Source organism: Rhodoglobus galactosidasius (genome assembly GCF_054957775.1).
Window position 1 is genome coordinate 105,539 of sequence record NZ_JBQIAV010000007.1, and the last position, 25,024, is coordinate 130,562.

26 protein-coding genes are annotated in these 25,024 nt (G+C 60.2%); 16 read left to right on the forward strand and 10 right to left on the reverse strand.

All coding sequences use genetic code 11. From position 1 onward, the window contains the following. Positions 1-66: 66 nt before the first annotated feature. The 5 genes from ACTJJW_RS10545 (at position 67) to ilvA (ending at position 5,347) form a co-directional block, all read left to right on the forward strand. Positions 67-939: an ABC transporter permease gene (locus ACTJJW_RS10545; protein ID WP_462644459.1), complete on the forward strand. Its 873-nt coding sequence runs from the start codon at positions 67-69 to the stop codon at positions 937-939. Continuing rightward, on the forward strand, positions 936-1,814 hold the full coding sequence (locus ACTJJW_RS10550; RefSeq protein WP_462644460.1) for an ABC transporter permease: 879 nt from the start codon (positions 936-938) through the stop codon (positions 1,812-1,814). The genes ACTJJW_RS10545 and ACTJJW_RS10550 overlap by 4 nt, the downstream gene beginning before the upstream one ends. After that, a complete protein-coding gene (locus tag ACTJJW_RS10555; protein WP_462644462.1) occupies positions 1,811-2,893 on the forward strand; it encodes an ABC transporter ATP-binding protein in 1,083 nt (360 codons plus the stop codon). The genes ACTJJW_RS10550 and ACTJJW_RS10555 overlap by 4 nt, the downstream gene beginning before the upstream one ends. 131 nt (positions 2,894-3,024) lie before the next feature. Beyond that, positions 3,025-4,119, forward strand: coding sequence for an AI-2E family transporter (locus ACTJJW_RS10560; RefSeq protein ID WP_462644463.1), 1,095 nt, complete (start codon positions 3,025-3,027; stop codon positions 4,117-4,119). Then, positions 4,097-5,347: a threonine ammonia-lyase gene (ilvA, locus tag ACTJJW_RS10565; RefSeq protein ID WP_462644465.1), complete on the forward strand. Its 1,251-nt coding sequence runs from the start codon at positions 4,097-4,099 to the stop codon at positions 5,345-5,347. Before ACTJJW_RS10560 ends, ilvA begins: the two co-directional genes overlap by 23 nt. Before the next feature lie 28 nt (positions 5,348-5,375). Here the strand turns inward: ilvA and greA are convergent, their stop codons facing one another. Together greA and ACTJJW_RS10575 are read right to left on the reverse strand one after the other, a co-directional pair. Further along, positions 5,376-5,867 (reverse strand): transcription elongation factor GreA, encoded by a 492-nt coding sequence (gene greA / locus ACTJJW_RS10570; protein ID WP_462644467.1) that lies wholly within the window; start codon positions 5,865-5,867, stop codon positions 5,376-5,378. Between the two features lie 67 nt (positions 5,868-5,934). Then, entirely contained in the window at positions 5,935-6,399 is a 465-nt protein-coding gene (locus tag ACTJJW_RS10575; protein WP_462644468.1) for a DUF4307 domain-containing protein, read from the reverse strand. Positions 6,400-6,495: 96 nt separating this feature from the next. Here ACTJJW_RS10575 and ACTJJW_RS10580 point away from each other — a divergent pair, with 96 nt between their 5' ends. Further along, positions 6,496-6,867 carry a hypothetical protein gene (locus tag ACTJJW_RS10580; RefSeq protein ID WP_462644469.1) on the forward strand — a complete coding sequence of 124 codons (372 nt, stop codon included), beginning with the start codon at positions 6,496-6,498 and terminating at the stop codon, positions 6,865-6,867. On the opposite strand, the gene trhA is transcribed toward ACTJJW_RS10580, so the two are convergent. Continuing rightward, the gene (gene trhA, locus ACTJJW_RS10585) at positions 6,848-7,597 is read right to left on the reverse strand and encodes a PAQR family membrane homeostasis protein TrhA (RefSeq protein ID WP_462644471.1); all 750 of its coding nucleotides are present in this window, start codon (positions 7,595-7,597) and stop codon (positions 6,848-6,850) included. The two genes, ACTJJW_RS10580 and trhA, sit on opposite strands and share 20 nt — an antisense overlap. A 63-nt stretch (positions 7,598-7,660) precedes the next feature. On the opposite strand from trhA, the gene ACTJJW_RS10590 reads away from it, so the two are divergent. From ACTJJW_RS10590 to ACTJJW_RS10600, 3 genes are all read left to right on the forward strand, one after another. Then, positions 7,661-8,446 (forward strand): isoprenyl transferase, encoded by a 786-nt coding sequence (locus tag ACTJJW_RS10590; protein WP_462644473.1) that lies wholly within the window; start codon positions 7,661-7,663, stop codon positions 8,444-8,446. A 244-nt stretch (positions 8,447-8,690) separates the two neighbouring features. After that, entirely contained in the window at positions 8,691-10,052 is a 1,362-nt protein-coding gene (locus tag ACTJJW_RS10595; protein ID WP_462644475.1) for a PhoH family protein, read from the forward strand. Positions 10,053-10,125: 73 nt separating this feature from the next. After that, the gene (locus ACTJJW_RS10600; protein WP_462644477.1) at positions 10,126-10,893 is read left to right on the forward strand and encodes a fumarate hydratase; all 768 of its coding nucleotides are present in this window, start codon (positions 10,126-10,128) and stop codon (positions 10,891-10,893) included. Between the two features lie 17 nt (positions 10,894-10,910). Here ACTJJW_RS10600 and ACTJJW_RS10605 read toward each other — a convergent pair whose 3' ends face one another. The 5 genes from ACTJJW_RS10605 to xseA are packed head-to-tail and all read right to left on the reverse strand — an operon-like array spanning position 10,911 to position 15,137. Further along, positions 10,911-12,308, reverse strand: coding sequence for a class II fumarate hydratase (locus ACTJJW_RS10605; RefSeq protein ID WP_462644478.1), 1,398 nt, complete (start codon positions 12,306-12,308; stop codon positions 10,911-10,913). A gap of 55 nt (positions 12,309-12,363) precedes the next feature. After that, positions 12,364-13,005 (reverse strand): carbonic anhydrase, encoded by a 642-nt coding sequence (locus ACTJJW_RS10610; RefSeq protein WP_462644479.1) that lies wholly within the window; start codon positions 13,003-13,005, stop codon positions 12,364-12,366. Beyond that, on the reverse strand, positions 13,002-13,643 hold the full coding sequence (locus tag ACTJJW_RS10615; protein ID WP_462644480.1) for a DUF4245 domain-containing protein: 642 nt from the start codon (positions 13,641-13,643) through the stop codon (positions 13,002-13,004). Before ACTJJW_RS10615 ends, ACTJJW_RS10610 begins: the two co-directional genes overlap by 4 nt. Further along, on the reverse strand, positions 13,643-13,897 hold the full coding sequence (locus tag ACTJJW_RS10620; protein ID WP_462644481.1) for an exodeoxyribonuclease VII small subunit: 255 nt from the start codon (positions 13,895-13,897) through the stop codon (positions 13,643-13,645). Before ACTJJW_RS10620 ends, ACTJJW_RS10615 begins: the two co-directional genes overlap by 1 nt. Positions 13,898-13,916: 19 nt before the next feature. After that, positions 13,917-15,137, reverse strand: coding sequence for an exodeoxyribonuclease VII large subunit (gene xseA / locus ACTJJW_RS10625; protein WP_462644482.1), 1,221 nt, complete (start codon positions 15,135-15,137; stop codon positions 13,917-13,919). A 135-nt stretch (positions 15,138-15,272) separates the two neighbouring features. On the opposite strand from xseA, the gene ACTJJW_RS10630 reads away from it, so the two are divergent. Beyond that, complete coding sequence (locus ACTJJW_RS10630; protein ID WP_462644612.1) at positions 15,273-16,319, forward strand: 4-hydroxy-3-methylbut-2-enyl diphosphate reductase; 1,047 nt, start codon at positions 15,273-15,275, stop codon at positions 16,317-16,319. Between the two features lie 3 nt (positions 16,320-16,322). After that, the gene (locus ACTJJW_RS10635; RefSeq protein WP_462644484.1) at positions 16,323-16,937 is read left to right on the forward strand and encodes a DUF6264 family protein; all 615 of its coding nucleotides are present in this window, start codon (positions 16,323-16,325) and stop codon (positions 16,935-16,937) included. Positions 16,938-17,035: 98 nt separating this feature from the next. Here the strand turns inward: ACTJJW_RS10635 and fbaA are convergent, their stop codons facing one another. Beyond that, complete coding sequence (fbaA, locus tag ACTJJW_RS10640; protein ID WP_462644485.1) at positions 17,036-18,061, reverse strand: class II fructose-bisphosphate aldolase; 1,026 nt, start codon at positions 18,059-18,061, stop codon at positions 17,036-17,038. 210 nt (positions 18,062-18,271) lie between these two features. On the opposite strand from fbaA, the gene glpX reads away from it, so the two are divergent. Then, positions 18,272-19,261: a class II fructose-bisphosphatase gene (glpX, locus tag ACTJJW_RS10645; RefSeq protein WP_462644486.1), complete on the forward strand. Its 990-nt coding sequence runs from the start codon at positions 18,272-18,274 to the stop codon at positions 19,259-19,261. A gap of 4 nt (positions 19,262-19,265) precedes the next feature. Here the strand turns inward: glpX and ACTJJW_RS10650 are convergent, their stop codons facing one another. Next, a complete protein-coding gene (locus ACTJJW_RS10650; protein ID WP_462644488.1) occupies positions 19,266-20,573 on the reverse strand; it encodes a DNA recombination protein RmuC in 1,308 nt (435 codons plus the stop codon). A gap of 80 nt (positions 20,574-20,653) precedes the next feature. Here ACTJJW_RS10650 and ACTJJW_RS10655 point away from each other — a divergent pair, with 80 nt between their 5' ends. The 4 genes from ACTJJW_RS10655 (at position 20,654) to ACTJJW_RS10670 (ending at position 24,984) form a co-directional block, all read left to right on the forward strand. Beyond that, a complete protein-coding gene (locus tag ACTJJW_RS10655) occupies positions 20,654-21,574 on the forward strand; it encodes a LysR family transcriptional regulator (RefSeq protein ID WP_462644490.1) in 921 nt (306 codons plus the stop codon). 161 nt (positions 21,575-21,735) lie between these two features. After that, positions 21,736-23,232 (forward strand): CoA-acylating methylmalonate-semialdehyde dehydrogenase, encoded by a 1,497-nt coding sequence (locus tag ACTJJW_RS10660; RefSeq protein ID WP_462644491.1) that lies wholly within the window; start codon positions 21,736-21,738, stop codon positions 23,230-23,232. A gap of 62 nt (positions 23,233-23,294) precedes the next feature. Beyond that, the gene (ychF, locus tag ACTJJW_RS10665; RefSeq protein WP_462644492.1) at positions 23,295-24,371 is read left to right on the forward strand and encodes a redox-regulated ATPase YchF; all 1,077 of its coding nucleotides are present in this window, start codon (positions 23,295-23,297) and stop codon (positions 24,369-24,371) included. A 58-nt stretch (positions 24,372-24,429) separates the two neighbouring features. After that, positions 24,430-24,984, forward strand: a complete 555-nt coding sequence (locus ACTJJW_RS10670; RefSeq protein ID WP_462644493.1) for a hypothetical protein — start codon at positions 24,430-24,432, stop codon at positions 24,982-24,984. The last annotated feature ends 40 nt before the right edge of the window (positions 24,985-25,024 follow it).

Consider the following 25,024-nt stretch of genomic DNA (forward strand, 5'->3'; position numbering starts at 1 on the left):
TCGCTAGCAACTGAGCCAGCGCCCGAACATGATGGTGTCGAGCACTCCGCTCGGCACCATCCTCGGGTGGTCCTGGCAAAGCCGTCGAATCGGCGTCGTCGCCTCGCTTATGCGGGGCTGACGCCATTCGCGGCTTACGTTCTCATCTTTCTCGCCCTCCCCACGATCCTTGCCGTGGTCACGGGCTTCTTCTCCGATGATGGCTCGCTCACGTTCGACAACGTGACGGGGTTGTTCACCCCGACCATCCTTGCCACCTTCGGTAGCTCGTTCTGGCTGTCAGGCGTCAGCGCTGTCATCGGTGCTGTTGTCGGTGCCCTCATTTGTTACGCGATGCTCGGCACCCGCGTGGGCGGAGTGCTGCGCACGATCATCGAGTCGGCCGCGAGCGTGCTCGCCCAGTTCGGTGGTGTGATGCTCGCGTTCGCGTTTATCGCGACGATCGGCGTGCAGGGACTCGTCACGGTCATCCTGCGCGACAGCTTCGGCGTCGACATTTTTGCGGATGGCGTGTGGCTCTATCAAGTGCCGGGCCTCATCCTGCCCTACGTCTACTTTCAGGTTCCCCTCATGGTGATCACCTTCCTGCCCGCGCTCACCGCCCTTCGCCCGCAGTGGGCTGAAGCCAGCGCAACTCTCGGAGGCACACGCTTCGCTTACTGGCGTCACATCGCAGCCCCCGTGCTCGCGCCCGCGTTCCTCGGCTCGCTGCTGCTGCTCTTCGCCAACGCGTTTTCGTCGTTCGCTACGGCGGCCGCGCTCATCAGCCAAGGCTCGCAGATCGTCCCACTGCAGATCCGGGCGGCACTCGTGAGCGAGACCGTGCTGGGTCGCGAAAACATGGCGGGCGCACTCGCGCTCGGGATGATCGTGGTCATGGTCGTCGTCATGTGGGCCTACTCGGTGCTGCAGTCGCGCACCTCGAGGTGGCAACGATGAGCGCGAACGTCTCAGCACCCGTGCAGCCTGTCGAGACGGTGAGCAAGCGAGCCAAGCCTGCGAACCAGGCCGTGCGCATCGGCGCCGAGCCAAGCGCTCTCACGCGTCGTCTCATCCTCGGCATCATTGGTGCGATCTTCCTGATCCCCGTGATCGCGATGATCGAGTTCACGTTCCGCAACGGGCTCGCCGGTGACTACACGGTCAGTCATTGGACGGGACTATTCAGCGAAGATAGCGCTCGCACCTACCGCGGCCTCTACCAAGCGATCGGCAACTCGCTCGTGCTCGCGGCAGTCACCGTCGGAATCGTTCTCGTGCTGCTACTCCCAACAATGGTGCTCGTGCACATGCAGTTTCCGCGGCTCAAGCGCACGCTCGAGTTCATCTGCATCATTCCCATTACGGTGCCCGCCATCGTGCTCGTCGTCGGACTTGCCCCGGTCTACTCGGTAATCGTGCAGGTTCTGGGCGGATCCACCTGGACTCTCGCCTTCGCCTACGGCATCACCGTGCTGCCCTACGCCTACCGCGCTATCCAGTCGAACCTTGATGCGATCCCGGTAAAGACCCTCAGCGAAGCGGCCAGTACTCTCGGTGCCGGCTGGATGACCGTACTGTGGATGATCTTGCTACCGAACCTGCGCCGGGGAGTGCTTGCGGCATCCTTCATCTCCATCGCAGTGGTGCTCGGCGAGTTCACGATCGCCAGCCTGCTCAATCGTCGCAACCTGCAGACCGCGCTGCTTCAGGTTTCGCAGTCTGACCCCTGGGTCGCGGTGATCTTTGCGCTCTTTGCGCTTGCCCTTGCTTTTGTTTTGCTACTGATCATCGGTCGACTCGGATCAGCGACGCCTTCTAGGAGAAAATCATGACCGCAGCGCTCACCGAGAGCCGCACGACGACCACGCCCACAACCGGGGCAACAGTCCAACTCAGCGCCGTCGTCAAGGCCTTCGCGGGTCATACCGCGCTCAACAGCATCGATCTGGAGGTTGCTCCCGGCGAACTCGTTGCGCTGCTCGGGCCATCCGGCTGCGGCAAGACCACAGCACTGCGCAGCATTTCGGGACTCGAAAGCATCGACAGTGGGCGCATCCTGATTGACGGCGAGGATGTCGCGGAGACGCCCACGAACAAGCGCGACATCGGAATGGTGTTTCAGGCTTACTCGCTGTTCCCGCACATGACGGTGCTCGAGAACGTGGAGTTCGGACTCAAGATGCGCAAGGTCGCCTCGACCCGGCGTCGCGAACGCGCTCTCGAATCCCTCGACATGGTCGGCCTCACCAAGCATCGTGACCGATTCGCCCACCAGCTTTCGGGTGGCCAGCAGCAGCGCGTAGCGCTTGCCCGCGCGCTCGTCACCCGGCCCCGCGTGCTGTTGCTCGATGAACCGCTCAGCGCACTCGACGCCAAGGTTCGGGTGCAGCTTCGCGAAGAGATCCGCCGCATCCAGACCGAGCTCGGAATCACCACCGTGTTTGTGACCCACGACCAAGAGGAGGCGCTCGCGGTTGCCGACCGCGTCGCCGTCATGCGTGATGGCCGCATCGAGCAGATCGGTACGCCAGAAGAGCTCTACGCAACTCCGGCGAATGCGTTCGTTGCCGACTTCGTTGGTCTCAGCAACCGGATGCCCGCAGACCTCATCGACGGAGCAGTCACTCTCCACGGCTGCAGCCTCAACCTCCTGGGCGACCCGATGCCCGATGGCCCTGTGTTGGCACTGGTTCGACCGGAGGATATGGTTCTCGCAACGGACGGTATCTCCGGCACCGTCGTTTCCTCCAGCTTCCTCGGCTCCCTGCGACGCACGCGCGTGCGACTGTTCGACGGCACTGTTGTGGCGGTCCAACATGAAGTGGAACGGCATCCGCTGCCCGGTGAAACAGTTTCGGTGCGATTGAAGGGTGCGCCGGTGAGCGCATTGCCGCCGAAGCAGAAGAAGTAGCTGCGCGCGCGAGCTCGAAGCGAAGCAGGAGCACACTCAAGCACAACTAGGATGGGCACGTGCTATTCGGACGACGTACAAAACCAACCAGTCGGGTACAGTCACGCGCTAGCGCTGCGGAGCCGACAGCCGTGCCCGAGGGGCTTTCGATTGCTGCCGCGTTCTCGTGGCGCCTGCTCGTTGTTTTGGGCCTGATCGCGGTTCTCATTTATTTGATCATCACGCTCAAATACATCGTGATCCCCTTCCTCATTGCGATTCTCATCGGTGCACTTCTCGTGCCTCTGGTTGCTTCTCTTGAGCGACACAGCTGGCCAAAATGGCTCGCCGTCTCCGTGGCTCTGATCGGGTTTTTTGCGGTGGTATCTGGGCTCGTTGTGGTCGTCGTCAGCCAAGTGCGTTTGGGGCTACCTTCGTTGCAGCAGCAGTCAGTTGCGGCATTCGAAAGCTTCCGCAACTTTTTGAGCGAATCGCCTCTGCAGCTCAGCGAGGGCGACATCGACGGGTACCTGTCGCAAATCGGTGATGTGATTCAGCGTGACAGTGAGGTACTCGTCTCGGGCATTCTCTCTGTTGGTTCAACCGCAGGTCATGTATTGACAGGCGCCCTACTCAGCGTCTTCGCCACGATCTTTGTTCTTATCGATGGCAAACGGATTTGGGCCTGGACTGTGAGCCTCTTCCCGCGTCGGGCTCGCCCAGCGGTTGACGGTTCGGGTAAGGCCGGCTGGCTCACGCTCACTACTTTCGTCAAGGTACAGATCTTTGTCGCAGCGGTGGACGCCGTAGGCATCGGTGCCGGCGCGTGGATCCTTGGTTTGTTCTACGGCGGCTTCCCACTCGTCATTCCCATCGCCGTTGCCGTCTTCTTAGGTTCATTCATCCCCGTTGTTGGTGCGCTTATCACTGGTGTGCTCGCGATCTTCATCGCTCTCGTCTTCTTGGGCCCGATCCCGGCAGTAATCATGCTCGGAATCGTGTTGCTGGTGCAGCAGCTCGAGGGCCACATTCTTCAACCGCTCATCATGGGAACCGCAGTGAAAATTCACCCGCTCGCAGTCGTCTTCGCTGTGGCAGCTGGCTCGTTTATTGCAGGTATCCCCGGCGCACTGTTTGCCGTTCCACTCGTAGCCGTAGTGAATGTGATGACCAAGTACATCGCCGCGGGCGAGTGGCGCACTAACCCGCACCCAACACTGATCGATGTTCTCGGTGATGGAAAATAACCGGATGCCCGGCCCCACACTTGCTGACTATCAGAAAGCACGTGAACGGGTCGCGGAAGTTGCTGACATCACGCCCATGCAAACCTCGCGGTTCCTTGCAGAAATTCTGGGCTCACCTGTTTTCTTGAAGTGCGAGAACCTTCAGCGCACCGGCTCGTTCAAGATTCGTGGTGCCTATAACCGTCTTGCCGGTCTTACCGATGAAGAGAAAGCTCGGGGAGTGGTCGCTGCTTCGGCAGGTAACCACGCCCAGGGCGTCGCATTCGCTGCTCGTGAGCTGGGCATCAAGTCCACCATTTTCATGCCAGTAGGCGTGCCACTGCCCAAGCTGCAGGCCACCCGCCACTACGGCGCCGAAGTCATCTTGCGCGGTCACACGGTTGACGAGCCACTGCGCGCAGCCGCACGGTTCGCTGAAGACACGGGTGCCGTGCTCATCCACCCCTTCGATCACTTTGATGTCGTCGCCGGTCAGGGCACCTTGGCGTTGGAAGTCTTCGACCAGGTTCCTCAGGTCGACACCGTGATCGTGTCCATCGGCGGAGGCGGGCTGATCTCGGGCGTTGCAGGAGCAATCAAGCAGCGCGCTAGTGAAGATGGTCGAAACGTCCGTGTGATCGGCGTGCAAGCAGCAAATGCAGCCGCATACCCGCCCTCGCTCGAGAAGGGCGAGATCGTTGAGATCAAGACCACGCCCACCATCGCCGACGGTATTGCGGTCAGCAAGCCCGGCGAAATCAACTTCCCGATGGTGCGTGACCTAGTGGATGAGGTCATCACCGTCAGTGACGATCAGACCGCCTACGCGCTACTCGTTCTTCTCGAGCGCGCCAAGCTCGTAGTCGAGCCCGCTGGTGCTGTGGGCGTCGCGGCTATCCTCGCGGGCAAGATTGCGCCGAGCGGTAACACTGTGGTGCTGCTGAGCGGTGGCAACATCGACCCCATGATGATGGAACGCATCATCAGTCACGGGCTATCGGCGTCCGAACGGTACTTGCGTTTGCGTATCCCGCTACCTGACCGACCTGGCCAGCTCGCGCGCATCTCGGGCATCGTTGCCGAGGCGAGCGCAAACGTGGTTGAGGTGCTGCACAGCAGGCACAACAACAAAGTGCAGTTCAGCCAGGTTCAGCTCGAATTGCACATTGAAACCCGTGGCCCTGAGCACGCGGAAGCAGTGCTCGCGCGGCTCAGGGACGAAGGCTTTGACCCTCAGGTCGACTTCTAGCCGGAATCGCTTCCCGCAAAAATCGTTTCTAGCCTGAGTAGGTTGCAACCTTCAGGATATCAACCTTGATCTCGTTGCCATTGGGCGCGGTGTAGGTGGTTGATTCGCCCACCTTGAGGCCGTTGATCGCAAGACCGAGCGGACTCTTCTCGCTGTAGACATCGAGGTCACTGCCGTCGGCGACGATTTCGCGGCTACCGAGCAGGAACACGCTTTCTTCGCCCATGATGTTAGCCGTTACAAGGATGCCGGGCTCAACGAGGCCGTCAGCGTCTTGAACATCGCCAACAACAGCGTGACGCAAAAGTTCGGTGAGAACGCGGATGCGGGCCTCAATCTTGCCCTGCTCTTCCTTGGCAGCGTGATAGCCACCATTCTCTTTGAGATCGCCCTCTTCGCGGGCGGCCTCAATCTTTTTGGCAATGTCGTACCGTGCTTCACCCGTCAGCTGTTCCAGTTCGGCGGTGCGACGATCGAACGCCTCCTGGGTCAACCACGTGACGTTATCTTGTGCAGCCACTGTGCTTCTCCCTATACAAAAGAGAAACCGGCCGCTGTTGGCCGGTTTCGAGATGATTTGCTACAGCCTAGGTGAGCCAACACCGGTAGATCAAGCCAGACACTGCTTGTTCTGTGGTGCGAATTGTTTCGCTGAGGGCGCGGTTGCGTTGATCGCTGGCAGGAACGTCAACAACTTTCCAGCCCACGATCGCGAAAGTTGAGTTGAGTGCTTGAACAGCGCAGCGAGCATCCGTGTTCTCAGGCACGTTGAATTGCCAGCGAACAGTGACAGTGGATTCGTCAATTAGCTCAAATCCGGTGTCTTTGGCTTCGAATTGGGCGGGTGCTTCGAGCAGGCCACCCCACACAAGCCAGGCGGTAAACACCGCGACGAATCCGATCGCCACGGTCACGATCATGAAGCGGTTGTTGCGCTTGGCCTTCGGACTGCGCCCATAACGTGCGTCGAGATCGGCGCTCGAGGAGCTCGTGGTGCCCGCAACGGCCGAGGTGTCAGCGTTGCTAAAATTGCTACTTGATGCTTCGGGCACGCGTGGCTCCTTGTGGCGACGGTATTCTGGTTACTACAAGGCTATTCGCAAACTCGGATGATGGAATCATCGGGTGCATACTCCAGAGGACAACAGTTGATTTCTTTCACTTCGCTCGCCTACAGCGCGATTCTCTGGACCGCGACTCCGAGCCCCGAACCGAGCGTGTACCCGGAGTTCGAGGGTGACGTCAATCTGGTCACGCCTGGCGTTATCGGGTTTGCCGCGACGCTCTTTATCGCGGTTGCGACTTTGCTCATCGTTGCTGACATGAACCGCCGCGTTCGACGGGTACGCTACCGCGAGCTCGCTCAAGAAACGATCCGCAACGAGCAGGCGCTTGCTGACGCTGAGGCTGAAGGCACTGGCGCCGACTCTGACCGTGACTCCGTCACAGACGGCACCTCCGGTGCAGCGACGAGCACCGAATCCGACGACGACGTTCCGCCTACACAACGGGCGGATTAGTCGCTACGAGGAAGATTCCGACCCAGTGACACAGGAACGCCAATAGCGTCAGCGTGTGAAAGATCTCGTGGAAGCCAAAAACTCCGGGGATCGGATTGGGGCGCTTGAGCCCGTAAATGACCGCGCCAACGGTGTAGAAGAGTCCACCGACCAGGATGAGGGTCATCATGATCCAGTTGGCTTGGAAGAAGTCGACGATGAACATCATCGCGCCCCATCCGAGCAGCACGTAGAGGGGGACGTAGAGCCAGCGCGGGGCGCTAACCCAGAAAATGCGGAAGCCAATTCCGAGAGCTGCTCCGGTCCAGACGATCCAGAGAAGCAGGGTTGCCTTCTCGGATGGCAAGGCGAGAACCGTGATGGGCGTATAGGAGCCTGCGATCAGCAAAAAGATGTTGGAGTGGTCGAAACGTTTGAGCAGCATCCGCGTCTTGTCGCTCCAGTTGAAGCGGTGATACAGCGCTGAGATGCCGAACAGCATGAGCGACGAGGCAACGAAGACCGCCGAACTCACCTTGGCAGCTACACCATCGGCCATCACCAGCAGAATCACGCCGAGCACAATTGCCACAGGGAACGTACCGGCATGAATCCAGCCGCGCCACGTCGGCTTCTTCTCAACCGCATCAAATTCGATCGCGTCTTCGACAAGGGGGAGCTGGGGCAGGCCCGCAGCATCTTCATTATCTACGGCCTCGAGAGCGGCAGATTCTGAGGCGTCTTGGTTCATGCGCACAGTTTACGCCCGGCGCAGATTCACGTGCTGTGCGCCGCAGTGGTCTAACGTAGTCCCGTGAGTCAGCGACAGTTTCCACTCGGTCGCGGTTTTCTCTACGGTCTTTACCAGAAGAAACTGCGGCGCCAACTAGAGGGCCAGGAATTGCCGCGCCACGTAGCCATGATCATTGATGGCAACAGGCGCTGGGCAAAGTTGAAAGACCTCGAGACTGTAGCGCACGGCCATCGTGCTGGCGCCGCCAAGTATCGAGAGTTTCTGGTCTGGTGCGACGACCTCGACATCTCGGTTGCCACCCTCTACCTGCTGTCGACAGACAACCTCACGGGGCGTTCACCCGAAGAGCTTGGCGAACTTTTCACGATCATTGGTGATCTTGCCGAGGACCTTTCGCACTTCCGCGACTGGCGTGTGCAACATGTCGGGTCGGATGCCGGACTCCCCGATCAGCTCAAAGCTCAGCTCACTGCGGCCCGCGATCGCACCGCCTCGAACACTGGGCTTCACGTGAATCTTGCCATCGGTTATGGCGGACGCCATGAGATTGCAGAAGCGATGCGCAACATCGTGCGCAACCACAGCGATGAGGGGCACAGCCTTGAGGCGTTGGCGGAGTTGTTGACTCCCGAACTCATCGGCGAGCACCTGTACACCAAGGGCCAGCCAGACCCTGACCTGGTCATCCGCACCTCGGGTGAACAACGCATTAGTGACTTCATGCTGTGGCAGACCGCGCACAGCGAGTTGTACTTTGTCGAGGCGCTCGGCCCTGACCTCCGTGAGGTCGACTTCTTGCGTGCGCTGCGCGACTTTGCGCGCCGCCATCGCCGTTACGGCGCCTAGCTGTAGCTGTAGCTGTAGCCGGCGCTTTTGTCGCCCACGGGGGCGAAGGTTAACGTTGCCCCCAGTTTGTGGCGCAATGGTGTCTCGTGGCGTGTCGTTGCCCACAGACTGCGCGACAGGATTAGCGTTCAAATATCAGGTATGGCGCCTGATCGAGACGGCCACGTAAGTTCGTTTTCGTAAAGTACTGGCCGTCTTCGCAGACTGGATCCGAGTGCTCGGGCACTCGGGGATGGAGTGCACGTTGGCCGACCTAGCTACCCCCAAGACCACGAACACCACGTCGAAGGCGGGAGGGCGGGCCCAACGACAAGCCGAGCGCACCTACGTGCTCGACACTTCCGTTTTGCTCTCCGATCCGAGTTCGATCAAACGGTTCGCCGAACACAATGTTGTTCTGCCCGTTGTGGTGATCACCGAACTCGAAGCCAAACGAAACGATCCCGAGATTGGGTATTTCGCTCGGCAAGCGTTGCGCAATCTCGACGAGATGCGGGTCAAGCATGAGCGACTCGATTTTCCGATCTCGGTCGGCGATGATGGTGGCACGCTGAGAGTTGAGCTCAACCACTCCAACATGTCGGTACTTCCCTCCGGCCTGCAGCTCGGCGATAACGATTCCCGGATTCTTGCTGTTGCGCTGAACCTCTCAAACGAGGGGCTGGATGTCACGGTTGTGTCGAAAGATCTTCCCCTGCGGGTGAAGGCGGCATCCATCGGTCTCGCGGCCGAAGAGTACCGCGCAGAGCTTGCGGTCGACTCGGGCTGGACAGGGCAAGCCGAGATTGAGCTCAGCGGAGATCAGGTCGCCGAACTTTACGACAAAGAAGAACTTCACTCCCGCACCGTTGGTGATTTGCCGATCAACACCGGGCTCATCGTGCACTCCGAACGGGGCTCGGCCCTCGCGCGGGTGACGGCGCGCGGCACGATGTCGCTCGTGCGTGGCGATCGCGACATCTTCGGCCTCCACGGTCGCAGCGCAGAACAGCGGCTGGCGATCGAGATGCTGCTTGACCCGGAACTGGGGATCGTCTCGCTCGGTGGCCGCGCCGGAACGGGCAAGTCTGCTCTAGCTCTCTGTGCCGGCCTCGAAGCGGTGCTTGAGAAGCAGCAGCACCGCAAGATCATGGTCTTCCGTCCGCTCTACGCGGTGGGTGGCCAGGAACTGGGTTACTTGCCCGGTGACGCTTCCGAGAAGATGAATCCGTGGGCGCAGGCAGTGTTCGACACCCTGGGGTCTGTTGTCTCTGAGAATGTGCTCGAGGAGGTGCTTGATCGTGGTCTGCTCGAAGTTCTGCCACTGACGCACATCCGCGGTCGTTCACTGCACGATGCCTTCGTGATCGTGGATGAGGCGCAGTCGCTTGAACGCAACGTTCTGTTGACAGTGCTTAGCCGCATCGGTCAGAACTCTCGTGTCGTGCTCACTCACGATGTGGCACAGCGTGACAACCTCCGTGTTGGACGTCACGACGGTGTTGCCTCGGTAATTGAAACGCTGAAAGGCCATTCACTGTTTGGACACATCACCCTGACTCGTTCTGAACGGTCAGCAATTGCAGCCCTCGTCACCGAGCTGTTGGAGGGCAACGAGCTCGCTTAACAATTACCTCTCGAAGTCTGAGTGCGCCGTGCGAGTGTTCGCGGGGCGCGCTCAGACAACGTAAGCTTTTCTCGTGGGCTGGGTCTGGTGGTTTCTTGCGGTCCCCTTAGGGGTAGTCGCTGTGTGGGCGCTTTTTGCTCCCCGAAATCAGTGGCGCAGCCTGTTCTCGTGGTCGGTCGCCAACGCGCACACGTCAGAACCGGGCGGTGCCGCATTCGCCTACCGTCAGCTCAGTGCGGCCGTAGCCCTGAGCATCGCGCTACTGACGATCGTGCTCTCCGTCATTTCCACTGCCGCGCGGGAACCTGTCGAGCCACCGCGCGTCAATGACATCGAACAGACGTGGGGAACACCCGAGCCGCTGCTGGTGTACCGCACATTTCAGACGAGTCGCTCGACAGACGAGGCTCTCGTTGACGTGCCCATCGAGAGCTACCTGCCGGTAAATGACGAAGAGCGAGCGCCACTGTATTTGCTCGAGCTTGAACCGTTCTCTCGACTCGGCACTACCAACATCCCCGGCTATATCGGCACCATCCCCAGTGAGACTGATTCCATAATCAGTCGAGCGGATGTGGTGGTGAAGGTGCGCGGACCGCTGCTGTGCATCCCACGTCGCGTTGTTGCAATTGAGACGCCTGAGCGGGTTCAACTTGCGGTGCTATATGGGCTGCCGACCCCAAGCGATGGCTCGCAACCCGATAATGCTGAGGGCTGCCTGTTGGGTGAGGATCTCACTGGTTCGGTGCTGATCCCGATCACGTTGAGTGATCCCATAGGAGAACGCACCGTCGAAACTCTCGACGGTGCGCCCCTCACGATGGTGGGTCTTGGCGACTAGCCAAGTCTGGTCATCGACTAACCAGGTGTGGTCATTGACAGAACGTCGAGTGCAGCATCCAACTGGTCGATGGTGACTTCGCCGCGTTCGACGAAGCCAAGGTCGATTACTGCTTCGCGCACGGTCATTGACTGTGCAACGGAGTGTTTGGCGATCTTGGCTGCAGCCTCGTAGCCGATGATCTTGTTGAGCGGTGTCACGATCGACGGCGATGATTCGGCGAGAGCGAGTGCACGCGGAAGGTTTGCTTCGAGGCCGTCAACGGTCTTGTCGGCGAGTGCACGCAGCGAATTGGAGAGCAGTCGGCTTGATTCAAGCAGCGAGGTTCCCATCACAGGGATCGCGACGTTCAGCTCGAATGCTCCGGATGCTCCACCCCACGCGATCGTCGCGTCGTTGCCGATCACGCGTGCGCACACCATGAGCACAGCTTCGGGGATGACGGGGTTGACCTTGCCAGGCATGATCGAGGAACCGGGCTGCAGGTCGGGGATGCGCAGCTCACCGAGCCCAGTGTTGGGGCCAGAACCCATCCACCGAAGGTCGTTGCAAATCTTGGTGACGGAAACCGCAATCACACGCAGGGCACCGGAGGCTTCAACGAGTGCGTCTCGCGCGCCCTGAGCTTCGAAGTGGTCTTCGGCTTCGGTGATCGGCAGGCCTGAGTTCTCGGCGAGAATCGCAATCACGCGCTGGGGAAAGCCCAGCGGGGTGTTGATGCCGGTGCCGACTGCGGTGCCGCCGAGCGGTACCTCAGCAACGCGCGGGATGCTCGACTGCACGCGGGCAACGCCGAGACGGATCTGGCGGGCGTAGCCGGCGAACTCTTGACCGAGGGTGACGGGCGTGGCATCCATGAGGTGAGTGCGGCCAGCCTTGACGGCACCCTTCCACAGCTCTGCTTTCACTTCGAGCGCTGCGGCAAGGTGCTGGAGCGCGGGAATCAGATCGCCGAGAAGCGCACCGGTCACGGCAAGGTGCACCGAGGTGGGGAACACGTCGTTCGATGACTGCGAAGCGTTCACATGGTCGTTGGGGTGAACGGCACTGCCAAGCGAGTCGCTCGCAAGTCGAGCAAGCACCTCGTTCATGTTCATGTTTGAGGAGGTGCCGCTGCCGGTCTGGTACGTGTCGACAGGGAATTGGTTGTGGTGCTGACCATCGATGATCTGGTCTGCAGCGCCAATAATGGCATCGGCAATGGGCGAATCAAGCTTGCCAAGTTCAGCATTGGCCATCGCTGCTGCGCGCTTGACGCGGGCTAGAGCGACGATCTGGGCTGGCTCTAGGCCAGTGCCAGAGATGGGAAAGTTCTCGACGGCACGCTGGGTCTGAGCGCCGTAGAGGGCATCCTTGGGCACGCGTACCTCGCCCATGGTGTCGTGTTCGATGCGGTATTCGGTGGAACTCGTCACAGCGTTGTAATCCTTTGTTTGCGAGCGAACTGGGGTGAGAACGTGGTGGAGGGCGCTAGACCGTGCCGACGACGACGTCGGGCACAGCTCTACCTTCAAGCAAGCGGTAGTTCGCGCCAACTACAGCAAGCGTACCTGCGGCGATTGCGTCGCTAATGAGCTCAGAGGAGCTCACCAGTTCGGCGATTGTTTCGCGCAAGTGCTCGCGGCCGACATCCGTGGAACTGATGCTCTGGATGTCGATTGAGCCAGTCTCGTTGCCGGCGACGCGGCGCACGGCGGGCACGATCTTTGAGATGAGTGACTGGATGTGTGGGGGGAGGGTTGGGGCGTCGGCCGCCTGTGACTCGATGGCAGCGGCCACAGCGCCGCACTCGTCGTGGCCGAGTACCAGGATGAGCGGCACGTTGAGCACGCCGACGGCGTATTCAAGCGATCCGATGACGGAGTCGGAAATGATCTGGCCGGCGTTGCGCACAACAAACAGATCGCCAAGCCCTTTATCGAAAATGATCTCTGCAGCTAGGCGTGAATCGCTGCAGCCGAACAGGGCGGCGTGAGGCGCTTGAGCCATAGCGAGTTCGGTGCGTCGCTCAACGTCTTGGCGCGGATGATTCGGCTCGCCAGCAACGAATCGTTCGTTGCCGCGTGCCATCTCATTCCAGACCTGTGCCGGTGTTCTGGTGGGATTCGTCATTGCACCTCCGCCTCGGCAGCGATTGATGCTGCCAGTAGTTCGAACTCGTCATCTGTGGCTGTTCCGTGCAGCACAACCGTGCTGCCCGCAATCTGTGCCGACATTGAGTATGCGTAGTTTCCGGCATCTGCGGAAGACCGGCGGTCATAGATTATCCAGTCGATTCCATCGACCGTGGTTGTATCGGTGGCTGGAGCGCCGTCGGTAACGATCGACAGCCAGGTTTCGTTCGCTTCAATTCCCTGCTCAAGAGCAACAAATTGTGGAGACGTCAATGGTGGTGTCACAAAACCGACATACCAAGTCTGAACCGACGACGTGGTGCTGAGCCGCGCTGAATTCGCGTACCACTCAGGGGGGAGTGTCGGAGCAAGGAGAGGTTCGCTAGCATCCGTCTGCGCATCAGCAGCAATGGTTTGGTAGTCGGCAGTTACTGGTCTGTCATCGGTGGGGCGAACGACGACCAAGACAAGAAGCAAGACGATGCCAAGAGAAGCGACCGTGGCGATCACCAAATTGAACAGCGTTTGGTTCGCGCGGTGCTTGCGCGAGTTTTCGGCCTTGCGTGCGAAGGTCTCTTCTGGCGTTTCTGGGCGACCCAGCTCGGCAACGATGCGCGGTTCGGTGTTCTTGGCCATTACTGGTCAGCGCCCGCGTCACCCGCGGTGCCAGCATCTGTCGGCGCAACACTTCTGGCAGCGTCGAGGCGAGCACGCGCTCCGATGAGCCACTCTTCGCACCGCTGAGCTAGCGCTTCGCCACGCTCCCACAGGGCAAGTGACTGCTCGAGAGTCGCTGAACCCTGCTCTAGCTCGTTGACAACGGCGATGAGCTCATCCCGAGCCTGTTCATAGCTGAGGTCACTGACGGGGGTCTCATTGGGGGTAGCCACGATGTAATTCTACTGCTCTCTAGGTATCTGCCGACTGGCCGGTGACAGCGGTGGAAATCTTGCCATCCGCAACCGTGAGCAGGAGTTCGGTGCCGCTGGGGGCATCGGCTGTGGAACGCACGGCCGTGCCATCGGAAAGCTGAGCAATCGCATAGCCACGCTGCAGCGTGCGCTTCGGCGACAGAGCACGCAACTGACCAGTGAGCTCGGTCATTCCAGCATGGGCTTTCTCGATCGCCCGCTCAACCAACTCGTTGCTGCGGGAAACGTAACGTGAAAGCTCATCGGCATGCGCGTCAACGAGCGACACCGGATTCGCCAACACCGGTCTGGTGCGCAGCGACTCCAAGCGGTCACCCTCGTGCGCCAAACGTTGAGTGATGCGCAATCGCATTCCCGCGCGCGCCTGCTGCACACGGCTCAACTCTTCGGCGACATCGGGAACGACCCGTTTGGCGGCATCCGTGGGGGTGGATGCCCGCAGGTCAGCAACCTCGTCGAGCAGCGGCCGATCGTTCTCGTGCCCAATCGCGGAAACCAGAGGAGTCTGGCAAGCCGCAGCCGTGCGCACGAGCGATTCATCGCTGAACACGAGCAGGTTCTGAAAGTCTCCACCGCCGCGGGCGACGATGATGACATCGACCTCGGGGTCGGCATCCAGCTGTGTGATCGCTTTCGAAACCTCGCTGATGGCGCGCTCGCCCTGCACCGCGGCGTGCACGGTGCGGAACTTCACAGCGGGCCACCGTAATTGCGCATTGCGAAGCACGTCTTTCTCGGCGTCGCTGTCTTTGCCAGTCACTAGGCCAATGCAATTCGGCAAGAAGGGCAGCGACTGCTTGCGTTCGAAGAGGCCCTCGGCGCGCAGCTTCTGGCGCAGCAACTCGAGGCGTTCGAGCAGATCGCCAAGCCCGACGTGGCGCATCTCGAGCACCTGCATCGTGAGCGTTCCGCCCTTGACCCAGTAGTTCGGTTTAACGAGGGCGACAACGCGGTCGCCCTGCTTCAGATCGTTAGGAAGCTTGGCACGAACTGACGACCACACGGTGAACGAAATGGTGGCATCCACTTCAAGGTCTTTGAGCTTGCCGTAGATGTTGCCGCCTGAACCACCCCACTGAGTGATTTCGCCTTCGACCCAGGCGGTGCCGAGTCGTTCAATCCAGCCGCGAATCTTTTGCGACAAAACTGATACCGGCCACGGAGTATCAACGGTCGGTGGGCCTTCTGTGATCGTCACCTAGCCTCCTCAAGCTCGTAATTACAGGGTAGATGATGCCGCTGATACCGCAGTGCGCTCGGCGTTCGTGCAGCACTGTTCGGTAGAATCTTTTCTGTGAGCACCATTTCTAACGGAAGCGCCCAAGCGCTAGCGATGCCTGCGATGCCCGCACGCCGCGAACAGTTGAAAGATCTGCCGGTTGCGGGTGGCAAACGTGTGCTGTTGGCTGCGCCTCGCGGCTACTGTGCAGGAGTAGATCGGGCCGTAATCGCCGTCGAGAAAGCGCTCGCAAACTACGGTGCTCCCGTGTATGTCCGCAAGCAGATTGTGCACAACATCCACGTCGTGACGACGCTCGAAGCTCAGGGCGCCATTTTTGTGGATGAAGTTGACGAAGTTCCTCCAGGGTCTACCGTGGTGTTTTCTGCCCACGGCGTCTCGCCCGCCGTCGTTAAGGGTGCTGCCGACCGTGAGCTGCACGCGATTGATGCCACCTGCCCGCTTGTCACTAAAGTGCACCGTGAGGCAACCCGCTTCGCTCGCGACAACTACCAAATCTTGCTCATCGGCCACCACGGCCACGAAGAGGTCGAAGGCACTATGGGCCATGCGCCCGAGCGCACCATCCTCGTCAACAGCCCGGCCGATGTGCCCAATATCGTGGTCGACAACACCGACAACCTCGTCTGGCTTTCGCAGACCACGTTGAGCGTTGACGAAACCATGGAGACGGTTCGCCTGCTGCGCGAGCGTTTTCCTACGCTGCAAGATCCGCCGAGTGACGACATTTGCTATGCAACCCAGAACCGTCAGGTCGCAATCAAGAAGGTAGCCGAAGAGGCAGAACTCGTGATTGTTGTGGGCAGCGCAAACAGCTCAAACACTGTGCGACTGGTGGATGTCGCCCTTGAGTACGGCGCTAGGGCCGCCTACCGCGTCGACTATGCGAGTGAAATCAAGCAGGAGTGGCTTGACGGAATCTCGAACGTCGGTGTCACGAGCGGGGCATCCGTTCCTGAAGTTCTTGTTCAAGAAGTTCTCGCTGACCTTGCAGACGCAGGCTACGGCGATGTCTCCAGTGTGGTGACCGCTGAGGAAGATCTCATGTTCTCGCTACCCAAAGAACTGCGCACTGATGCCGCAGGCAACCCCGACGAGCGCGGCCTAGGCGGGCGCAATCGCAAACTTGATTGGCAATAGACCATGACTGACCCGCGCCCCCGGCCGAAGTACGGCGAGTACGCACCGCTTCCTCCTGCTGCCCCCGAGCACGTCGCCGATGCTGTTGACGATTCGCAAGGTTCGGGTGCTCCCGTAGCGCCGCAGTACCCAGCCCCTTCCACGACGCCGCTCTCCAGCGATCCGTCCTCAGCGACCCAGCAGCCGGGGGTAGCCCAGCCCGTTTTCGCCAACACCGCGAGTGACGCTGTCGCCCCCGAGCGCAAACGTCGCATGTGGGATGTTCTGCTCACGTCAGCGCTACTGCTTCTGGGTGTCTTGGATGTCGTGGGAACGATCCCTGTGTTGGCCGCTATGGGGCCATTTCTGCGGGAGGCGCTCGAGCCTCAGGGCGCGTCGTTTACTTCAGATGCGGTTGCGGCCGAAGCCGGAGGTGCCGCCAACATTGTGCGCGTAGTGGTGCTGGTGCTCACGATTGTGTTCGCCCTCATCCAGATTCAGCGCAAGCGGATCGCCTTTTGGATTCCCGTTGTCGGGGCTGCGATCGCCGGAATCGTCCTTACTGTCGCGGTCGTCATTGCTGTAATGAATGACCCCGGATTTATCGCGTACGTAGAGGGCATCCAGCAACAGCAGTAGTTGCATACTCAGGCAGTAGTTGCATACCCAACTCAACAACAACGCGTTAAACGCTAAACGGGGCCAACCCGAAGGCTAACCCCGTTCTGCCTAAATGGTTACTTGCTGGAGAATCCAGCCGAACCGAGCTGCTTGGTCGCTTCAACAACACGCAGTGCGAGAGCGGACTCTGCAGTTTTGCCCCAGGCGCGGGGGTCGTAAATCTTCTTGTTTCCGACCTCACCATCGACCTTCAGGAAGCCGGCGTAGTTGGTCATAACGCTGTCCGCGATTGAGCGGCTGTAGGCGTACTGGGTGTCGGTGTCGATGTTCATCTTGATGACACCGTTGGCAACAGCGGTCGCAATTTCGGCATCCGTCGAACCTGATCCACCATGGAAGACGAGGTCGAGCGGGTTGGCGTCGGTGCCGTACTTCGCAGCGATACCAGCCTGGATTTCGCCGAGCAGTTCGGGGCGCAGCTTCACGTTTCCTGGCTTGTACACGCCGTGCACGTTGCCAAAGGTGAGAGCGGCGATGTAGCGGCCCTGGTCACCAAGACCGAGCGCTTCTACGGTCGCGATTACGTCATCCAGCGTTGTGTAGAGGCTGTCATTGATGTCGTGACTTACGCCGTCTTCTTCTCCACCAACAACTCCGATTTCTACTTCGAGAATCGAGTTGATTGCCTTCATGCGTGGCAAGATTTCGCGCGCAATGTCAAGGTTCTCGTCGAGAGGAACAGCGGAACCGTCCCACATGTGCGACTGGAAGATCGGGTTGCGGCCGGCCTTCACTTCAGCTTCGGATGCCGCAATCAGTGGGTATACGAAGTCATCGAGGGCGTTCTTGGGGCAGTGGTCGGTGTGCAGAGCAACGGTGACCGGGTAGTTCTTGGCGACCTCGGTGACAAATGCGGCGAATGCGAGTGCTCCGGATGCGCGTGCCTTGACCGACTGGCCGGCAAAGTAGTCTGCACCACCGGTGGTGACCTGGATGATGCCGTCAGAGCCGGCATCGCTGAGTCCTTGCAGCACGCCGTTGATCGTCGATGACGACGAGACGTTGATGGCGGGGTAGGCGAAAGAGTTCTTCTTCGCTTTGTCGAGCATTTCTGCGTACTGGTCTGGGGTTGCGACGGGCATTGTTGTCTCTCCTCGTACGGTACCGATTACCGCTCTGGTACGGCTCGCGTCGATTCTATCCACCACCTCTGTGCGGGCGCGAACTGTTGCAAGTGCGACGGAGGGGCCTTGTGAGCGGCGAGGGTGAATCGCGATTCCGATAGACTGGGGCCGCGCTGACCACCACCGGCGCGTCCCCAGTCGACCACTATCTACGAAGGATGCCTCAAGGTGAGTTCAGAAACCGGCACGTTATTCCTCCACCCCGATCGCAACCTCGCTCTTGAGCTTGTGCGGGCCACCGAAGCGGCAGCTATTCGCGCCGTTCCCTTCATCGGTAAGGGCGACAAGCTCGGTGCTGACGGTGCCGCCGTCGATGCAATGCGCAAGTTCTTGGGCACCGTCGACTTCGATGGCCTTGTCGTCATTGGTGAGGGCGAAAAAGACCACGCCCCCATGCTCTTCAACGGCGAGCGGGTTGGCACCGGTCGTGGGCCCGCCTGCGATATCGCGGTTGACCCGATCGACGGCACCTCGCTAACTGCTGCGGGGCGCCAGAACGCGATCTCGATGATTGCTGTTTCTGACCGTGGCACGATGCTTGACGCATCCAGTGTTTTCTACATGGACAAGATCGTTACCGGCGCTGAAGGCGTTGGTGTTGTCGACATCCACAAGCCCATTGGCGACAACATTCGTGCGTTGGCTAAGGCCAAGGGCAAGCTCCCCGAAGACATCGTGGTTGCGGTGCTTGACCGTCCGCGTCACGCGCAGCTTATTGAAGACATCCGTGCTGCGGGTGCGGGAACGCGCCTCATGCTCGATGGTGATGTTGCCGGTGGAATCAACGCCGCGCTCTATGGCACCCGCATCGACATGTGTGTCGGTATCGGTGGCAGCCCTGAGGGCGTTGCGACGGCGTGTGCCATCAAGGCGCTTGGCGGCGAGATTCAGACGATCCTGTACCCGCAAACTGACGACGAGCGTCAACGAGGTTTGGATGCCGGTCTCAAGTTTGATCACGTCTATACGGCCAACGAGATGGTCTCCAGCGACAACACCTTCTTTGTGGCGACCGGCGTAACTGACGGCGGACTCGTGAAGGGTGTGCGTCGTTACGGCCCGATCATTCGCACGGAGTCGATTGTGTTGCGGTCACACTCGGGAACGATCCGCCGCATTTCGGCCGATCACCTCGCGGAGAAGTGGCTCGACCACTAAGCCTTTAGGCGTCTTCGTCGGGAAGTTCGAGGTCCATTTCGGCTGCCGTGATGTGCTTTGGCGTGCCTTCAACAGTGTTGGTGGCGCCGATGACTTTCGATTCGTCGAGGGCGTTGAGCTTGCGAGCGGTAACGAGCACTCGGGTCTCTAGGGAGTTTGCGAACTGGTTGTAACTGTTCACCGTGGTATCGATGGAGCGACGCAACTTGTCGGCGTGCTCGGCGAGAGTTGCCAGACGTTGGTAGAGCTCTTTGCTGAGGTCAAACAGGGTTTTGGCTTGGTCGGTGAGCACATCTTGCTGCCACGAGAACGCGACGGTCTTCAGCACTGACCACAGCGTTACAGGCGAGGCGAGTGCTACGCGCTTGCCGAAGGCGTAATCCATGATCGACGGGTCAGCTTCCATCGCCGACGATACGAGCGACTCGCTCGGGATGAAGGCGATCACGAGTTCGGGGGAAGCATCGAGGCCGGCCCAATAGGCCTTGCTCGCGAGGGTGTCGATGTGGCCGCGCATCACCTTGACGTGCTGCTTGATGAGCGCTTCACGGCGAGCACCTTCTTCGCCGGTGGCTGTGACCGAGATTTGGCTTGCCTCCAAGAATGCGCTGAATGGCACCTTGGCGTCGACCGCGATGTTCTTGCCACCGGGGAGGTGCACGACCATGTCGGGGCGGCCGGCACCGGCATCCGACGTGACGCTCGATTGCACGTCGAAGTCCACGCGTTCGATGAGGCCAGCAGCCTGCACAACGTTGCGCAGCTGGGTTTCTCCCCACACTCCACGAGTCGAGTTGTTGCGCAGGGCAGATGCCAACGACTCGGCGGTGCTGCGAAGACGCTCTTCGGATTCGGTGGCCGACTTCAATTGTTGGCTCAGCTCGCCGTGCTGCAGACTGCGCTGTGACTCCAACTCAGTAACCTTGTTTTGCATGGTGCGCAGTGTCTCTTGCACGGGGGTGAGAGCCTGCAACACCTTTGACTCGCGACGCTCGCGCTCGGCCAAAGCCTGAGCCTCATCCCGCTGACGGTCGATGGTCTCCGTGTATTGCTGCTGCAGTGACGCAACCTGTTCGCCCATTGCCCCGGCACGCGCCGTGATCGACGCCAGTTCGGCCGAGAGCCGCGCTTGCTGCTCACGCTCCTGCGCTGTCACTTGAGCGATTGCGGCCTGGTGGCGGGCCTCAAGCACCTCCGGGTCAACACGATCGCTGGGCGCTGCGGCCCGCACGCGTGCGACGAGCAAACCAATAACGACGCCGAGAATGGTGCCGACAAGAAGGCCGATGATGAGTGCGAGGATGGGATCCATTCGGCAAGTGTGCCAGCCTGCGCGGACATTTCGGGGAGCAATGCGGGAGGGCGACCGCGTCACCGCTCTAGGCTGGGGGAATGGCCAGCGATTCCGTGCATCCGCTCGATGTGAGCACCGACGATCTGAGGTACCTGATCGCTGTCGCGCGGGCTGGCCGGATGGTGTCGGCAGCAACCCTGCTCGGCGTTGACCACACCACGGTTCGCCGCCGCATTGACCGGCTCGAAGCCGCGCTCGGCGTGCGCTTGCTCGATCGAGGTGCTGACGGTTGGGAACTCACCGCCGTTGGCCGTGAAGTCGCCACCCGTGCCGCCGGACTCGAGAACATTGTCGAAAACGTCGTTGGGGCAACCAGCGGGGGAGCCGACGAGGTTCGCGGCACGGTGCGAATTGTTGCGCCCGATGGATTCGGGGCCACCTTTGTTACTGCAGCGCTCGCGGCGGTGCAGGCGGAGCATCCAGCCATCACCGTCGAACTAGTCACCTCAACACGCCCCCTCAGCCTTCGTGGCGCCGGCTTCGATCTCGCGATCACGATCGGCTCGGCCGCAACGTCACGTCTCGCCTCCGAACCTCTCGCCGCCTACGCGCTCAGGCTCTACGCCTCGCCCGACTATGTGGCCACGCATACGCCAATCCGTTCTGTTACTGACCTCGACATTCACCCGCTCGTTTTCTATGTGGATGCCCTGCTCATGGTTCGCGAGCTCGATCTAGCCCCGGTGCTCGGCGGTATGCGGGTGGGGTTTGGATCCACGAGTGTGTTTGCGCAACTGGAGGCCACGCGTCGGGGAGCTGGGGTTGGGCTGCTGCACGCGTTTATGGCCGAGCACGATGAGGATCTGGTTGCTGTGCTTCCCGACGAGGTGAGCTTCCGGCTGGAGTTTGCGTTGTCTGTGCGCAAGGAAGCAGCGGATGTTGAGGCCGTGCAGTTGGTTCGTGCGGCGCTGCATCGTGAGGTTGCGCGTCGCGGCTCAGAGCTGCTGCCTGAGCGCTAGCGAAAAACGCAGCGCCCAGCGCGCACTGGAGCGAAGCATGCAGAGGTGGTGTGCCCATCAAGCAGCATGTGCATTTTCGCAGATTGCGCGTGCGTGAATAGGTCTTGATTGCAGATCACCGTGGTTGCAGACTGGGCCTACCTCCGATCGAAAGTAGGCTCATGTACTCCACGATTCCGCACTGGATCAATGGCTCAGCTACCGAGGGCGATTCGCCCAACCGTGGCGACGTCTTCAACCCCGCCACTGGCGCCGTTGCTCGCACCGTTCCTCTGGCATCCGCTGACGACGTCAACACCGGTGTCGCCGCAGCGAAGGCTGCTTTCACTGGCTGGAGCACGACGTCACTCTCGAAGCGCACGAGCGTGATGTTCGCGTTCCGTGAGCTCTTCAATGCTCGTAAGGATGAGCTCGCTGCGATCATCACGGCTGAGCACGGCAAGGTTCTCTCTGATGCCGCCGGCGAGATTGCCCGCGGCCTTGAGGTTATTGAGTATGCGTGTGGGATCTCCACCCTCAGCAAGGGTGAATACAGCGAGAACGTGTCGACGGGTGTTGACGTGTATTCGTTGCAGCAGCCGCTCGGTGTGAGCGCAATCATTAGCCCGTTCAACTTTCCGGCCATGGTGCCGCTCTGGTTCTTCCCGATGGCAATCGCGGCCGGTAACACGGTTGTGTTGAAGCCCAGTGAGAAAGACCCGTCGTCTGCAGTGTGGATGGCCGAACTCTTCACTGAAGCTGGACTGCCCGATGGCGTCTTCAACGTCGTGCACGGTGACAAGGTCGCCGTTGACACTCTGCTTGAGCACCCTGATGTTGCCAGCGTTTCGTTTGTTGGCTCCACTCCCATTGCTAAGTACATCTACGAAACCGCCGCTCACCACGGCAAGCGCGTTCAGGCTCTCGGTGGCGCCAAGAACCACATGCTTGTGCTTCCGGATGCCGACCTCGACTTGGTCGCTGACTCCGCCGTCAACGCTGGTTTCGGTTCTGCTGGCGAGCGCTGCATGGCCATCTCGGTCATCGTTGCTGTCGAGCCGGTTGCTGATGAACTCATCGCCAAGGTCAGCGAGCGGATGTCGGGCCTCACGGTCGGCGATGGAACCCGCTCCTGCGACATGGGCCCGCTCATCACGCAGCAGCACCGCGACAAGGTTGCAAGCTACATCAAGCTGGCAGAGACGGACGGCGCAACTGTTGTCGTTGATGGACGCGGCATCGAGGTCGATGGTGATGCGAACGGCTTCTGGCTCGGCCCGACGCTCATTGATAACGTCTCGACCGATTCTGATGTCTACAAGCACGAGATCTTCGGACCGGTTCTTGGCGTGATTCGCGTAGCGAGCTACGACGAGGGTCTCGCACTTATCAACGCGTCGCAGTACGGAAACGGCACCGCGATCTTCACGAGCGATGGGGGAGCGGCTCGCCGTTTCCAGCGCGAAGTGCAGGTCGGCATGGTCGGTATCAACGTGCCGATTCCTGTTCCTGTTGCGTACTTCTCCTTCGGCGGTTGGAAGGACTCGATGTTCGGCGACGCTAAGGCGTATGGGCCCGACGCGATCCGTTTCTTCACCCGCCAGAAGGCTGTAACGAGTCGCTGGCTCGACCCCAGCCACGGTGGAATCAACTTGGGCTTCCCGCAAAACAACGGCTAGCTTCTGCTCGGCGATAGCGGTCCCGTTTCGTGGGGCCGCTATCGCCGGTAGGATTGACTTCTGTGGCTCTCACTATTGCAATCGTTGGACTCCCGAATGTCGGCAAGTCCACCCTCTTTAACGCTCTGACCAAGAATTCGGTGCTTGCCGCGAACTACCCGTTCGCGACTATCGAACCGAACGTGGGCATCGTCAACCTGCCCGATCCGCGCCTGAAGGTGTTGGCCGAAATTTTCAAAAGCGAGCGCATTCTGCCTGCTCCTGTCTCCTTCGTTGACATCGCCGGCATTGTGCAGGGCGCCAGCGAGGGCGAAGGCCTGGGCAACAAGTTCTTGGCTAACATTCGCGAAGCTGACGCTATTGCGCAGGTTGTGCGCGGCTTCAGTGACCCCGACGTTATTCACGTCGACGGCAAGGTGGATGCCGCCTCTGACATGGAAACCATCAACACCGAGTTGATTCTGGCTGACCTTCAAACTCTCGAGAAGGCTATTGCTCGCTATGAGAAGGAGCTCAAGACTAAGCGCATTGAGCCTGTAGTGCTTGAGACTGCGCTCGCTGCTCAGGCCGTGCTGAACGAGGGCAAGCCGTTGTCGTCCGCGACCAAGCTTGACTTTGAGCCGATTCGCGAACTGGGTCTGCTCACTTCCAAGCCGTTCATTTACGTGTTCAATGTGGATGAAGACGTGCTCGGCAGCACCGCAAAGCTCGCGGAATTGGCAGCCTTGGTTGCCCCCGCGAAGGCGATCTTCCTCGACGCCAAGTTGGAGGCCGAACTCATCGACCTCGATGAGGAGGATGCCGCAGAACTTCTTGCGAGCACCGGCCAGGAAGAGAGTGGTCTCGACCAGCTCGCCCGCATCGGCTTCGACACTCTCGGCCTGCAGACGTATCTCACGGCGGGTCCGAAAGAGTCGCGCGCGTGGACGATCCCGAAGGGTGCCAAGGCACCTCAGGCTGCCGGCGTCATTCACACCGACTTCGAAAAGGGCTTCATTAAGGCTGAGGTCATAGGCTTCGACGACCTCGTCGAGACTGGCTCCATCGCTGAGGCTCGCGCCAAGGGCAAGGCCCGTGTTGAGGGCAAGGACTATGTCATGAACGATGGCGACGTGGTGGAGTTCCGCTTCAATAACTAGCGTCTTGCCGATCTGTAGCAGTCAGAACTTGAGGTGTTGATAAAGGTGCAGTGTGGCAATGATTGACTGGCTCGTTTCAAACTGGCTCGCGTTAGTCGCCCTTGTTGTATCGACCGGGCTTGCGCTGCTGAGAATTTCTGAGTGGTGGAACGCCCGGCATCGGGTGTACGTCGCGTGTCGATCGATGACTGTTGCAGTTCCCGAAGAGGATGGGGAAAGAACGTCCAACCAGTCCTACGTGGCGGTCACCGTCACGACTGAGGGGCGCCCGGTTGCGATCAACGCGATCCGTTTTGAGATCGTCGGCGAGGCTCCTGATCCGTCGCAGGGTCCTGTCATGGGCTCGGTGGACAGCTCGATCGCGTCGTCTACGTCAGGGTTCCCGCCGACCGGCTTTGGAGACCCAGTCAACCTGACCTCCGGAGCCGGCCAAAGGTGGACGATTTCACTGGACGTGCCGCCATATAACTACGCGCCTGTCAACGGTTACATGTTTCGCGGCAGGGTCGAGCTGACGAATGGGAAGTCCTTCAAATCCGATCCGTTCTGGCACGTGCCGAGCCCACACGGTGGATGGTCGGAGGAAGATCTGGCCAAGGCCATTGGGGCGTGACTTGCGGCACGCGGGGACAGATGCATGCGCCTGGAGCGCC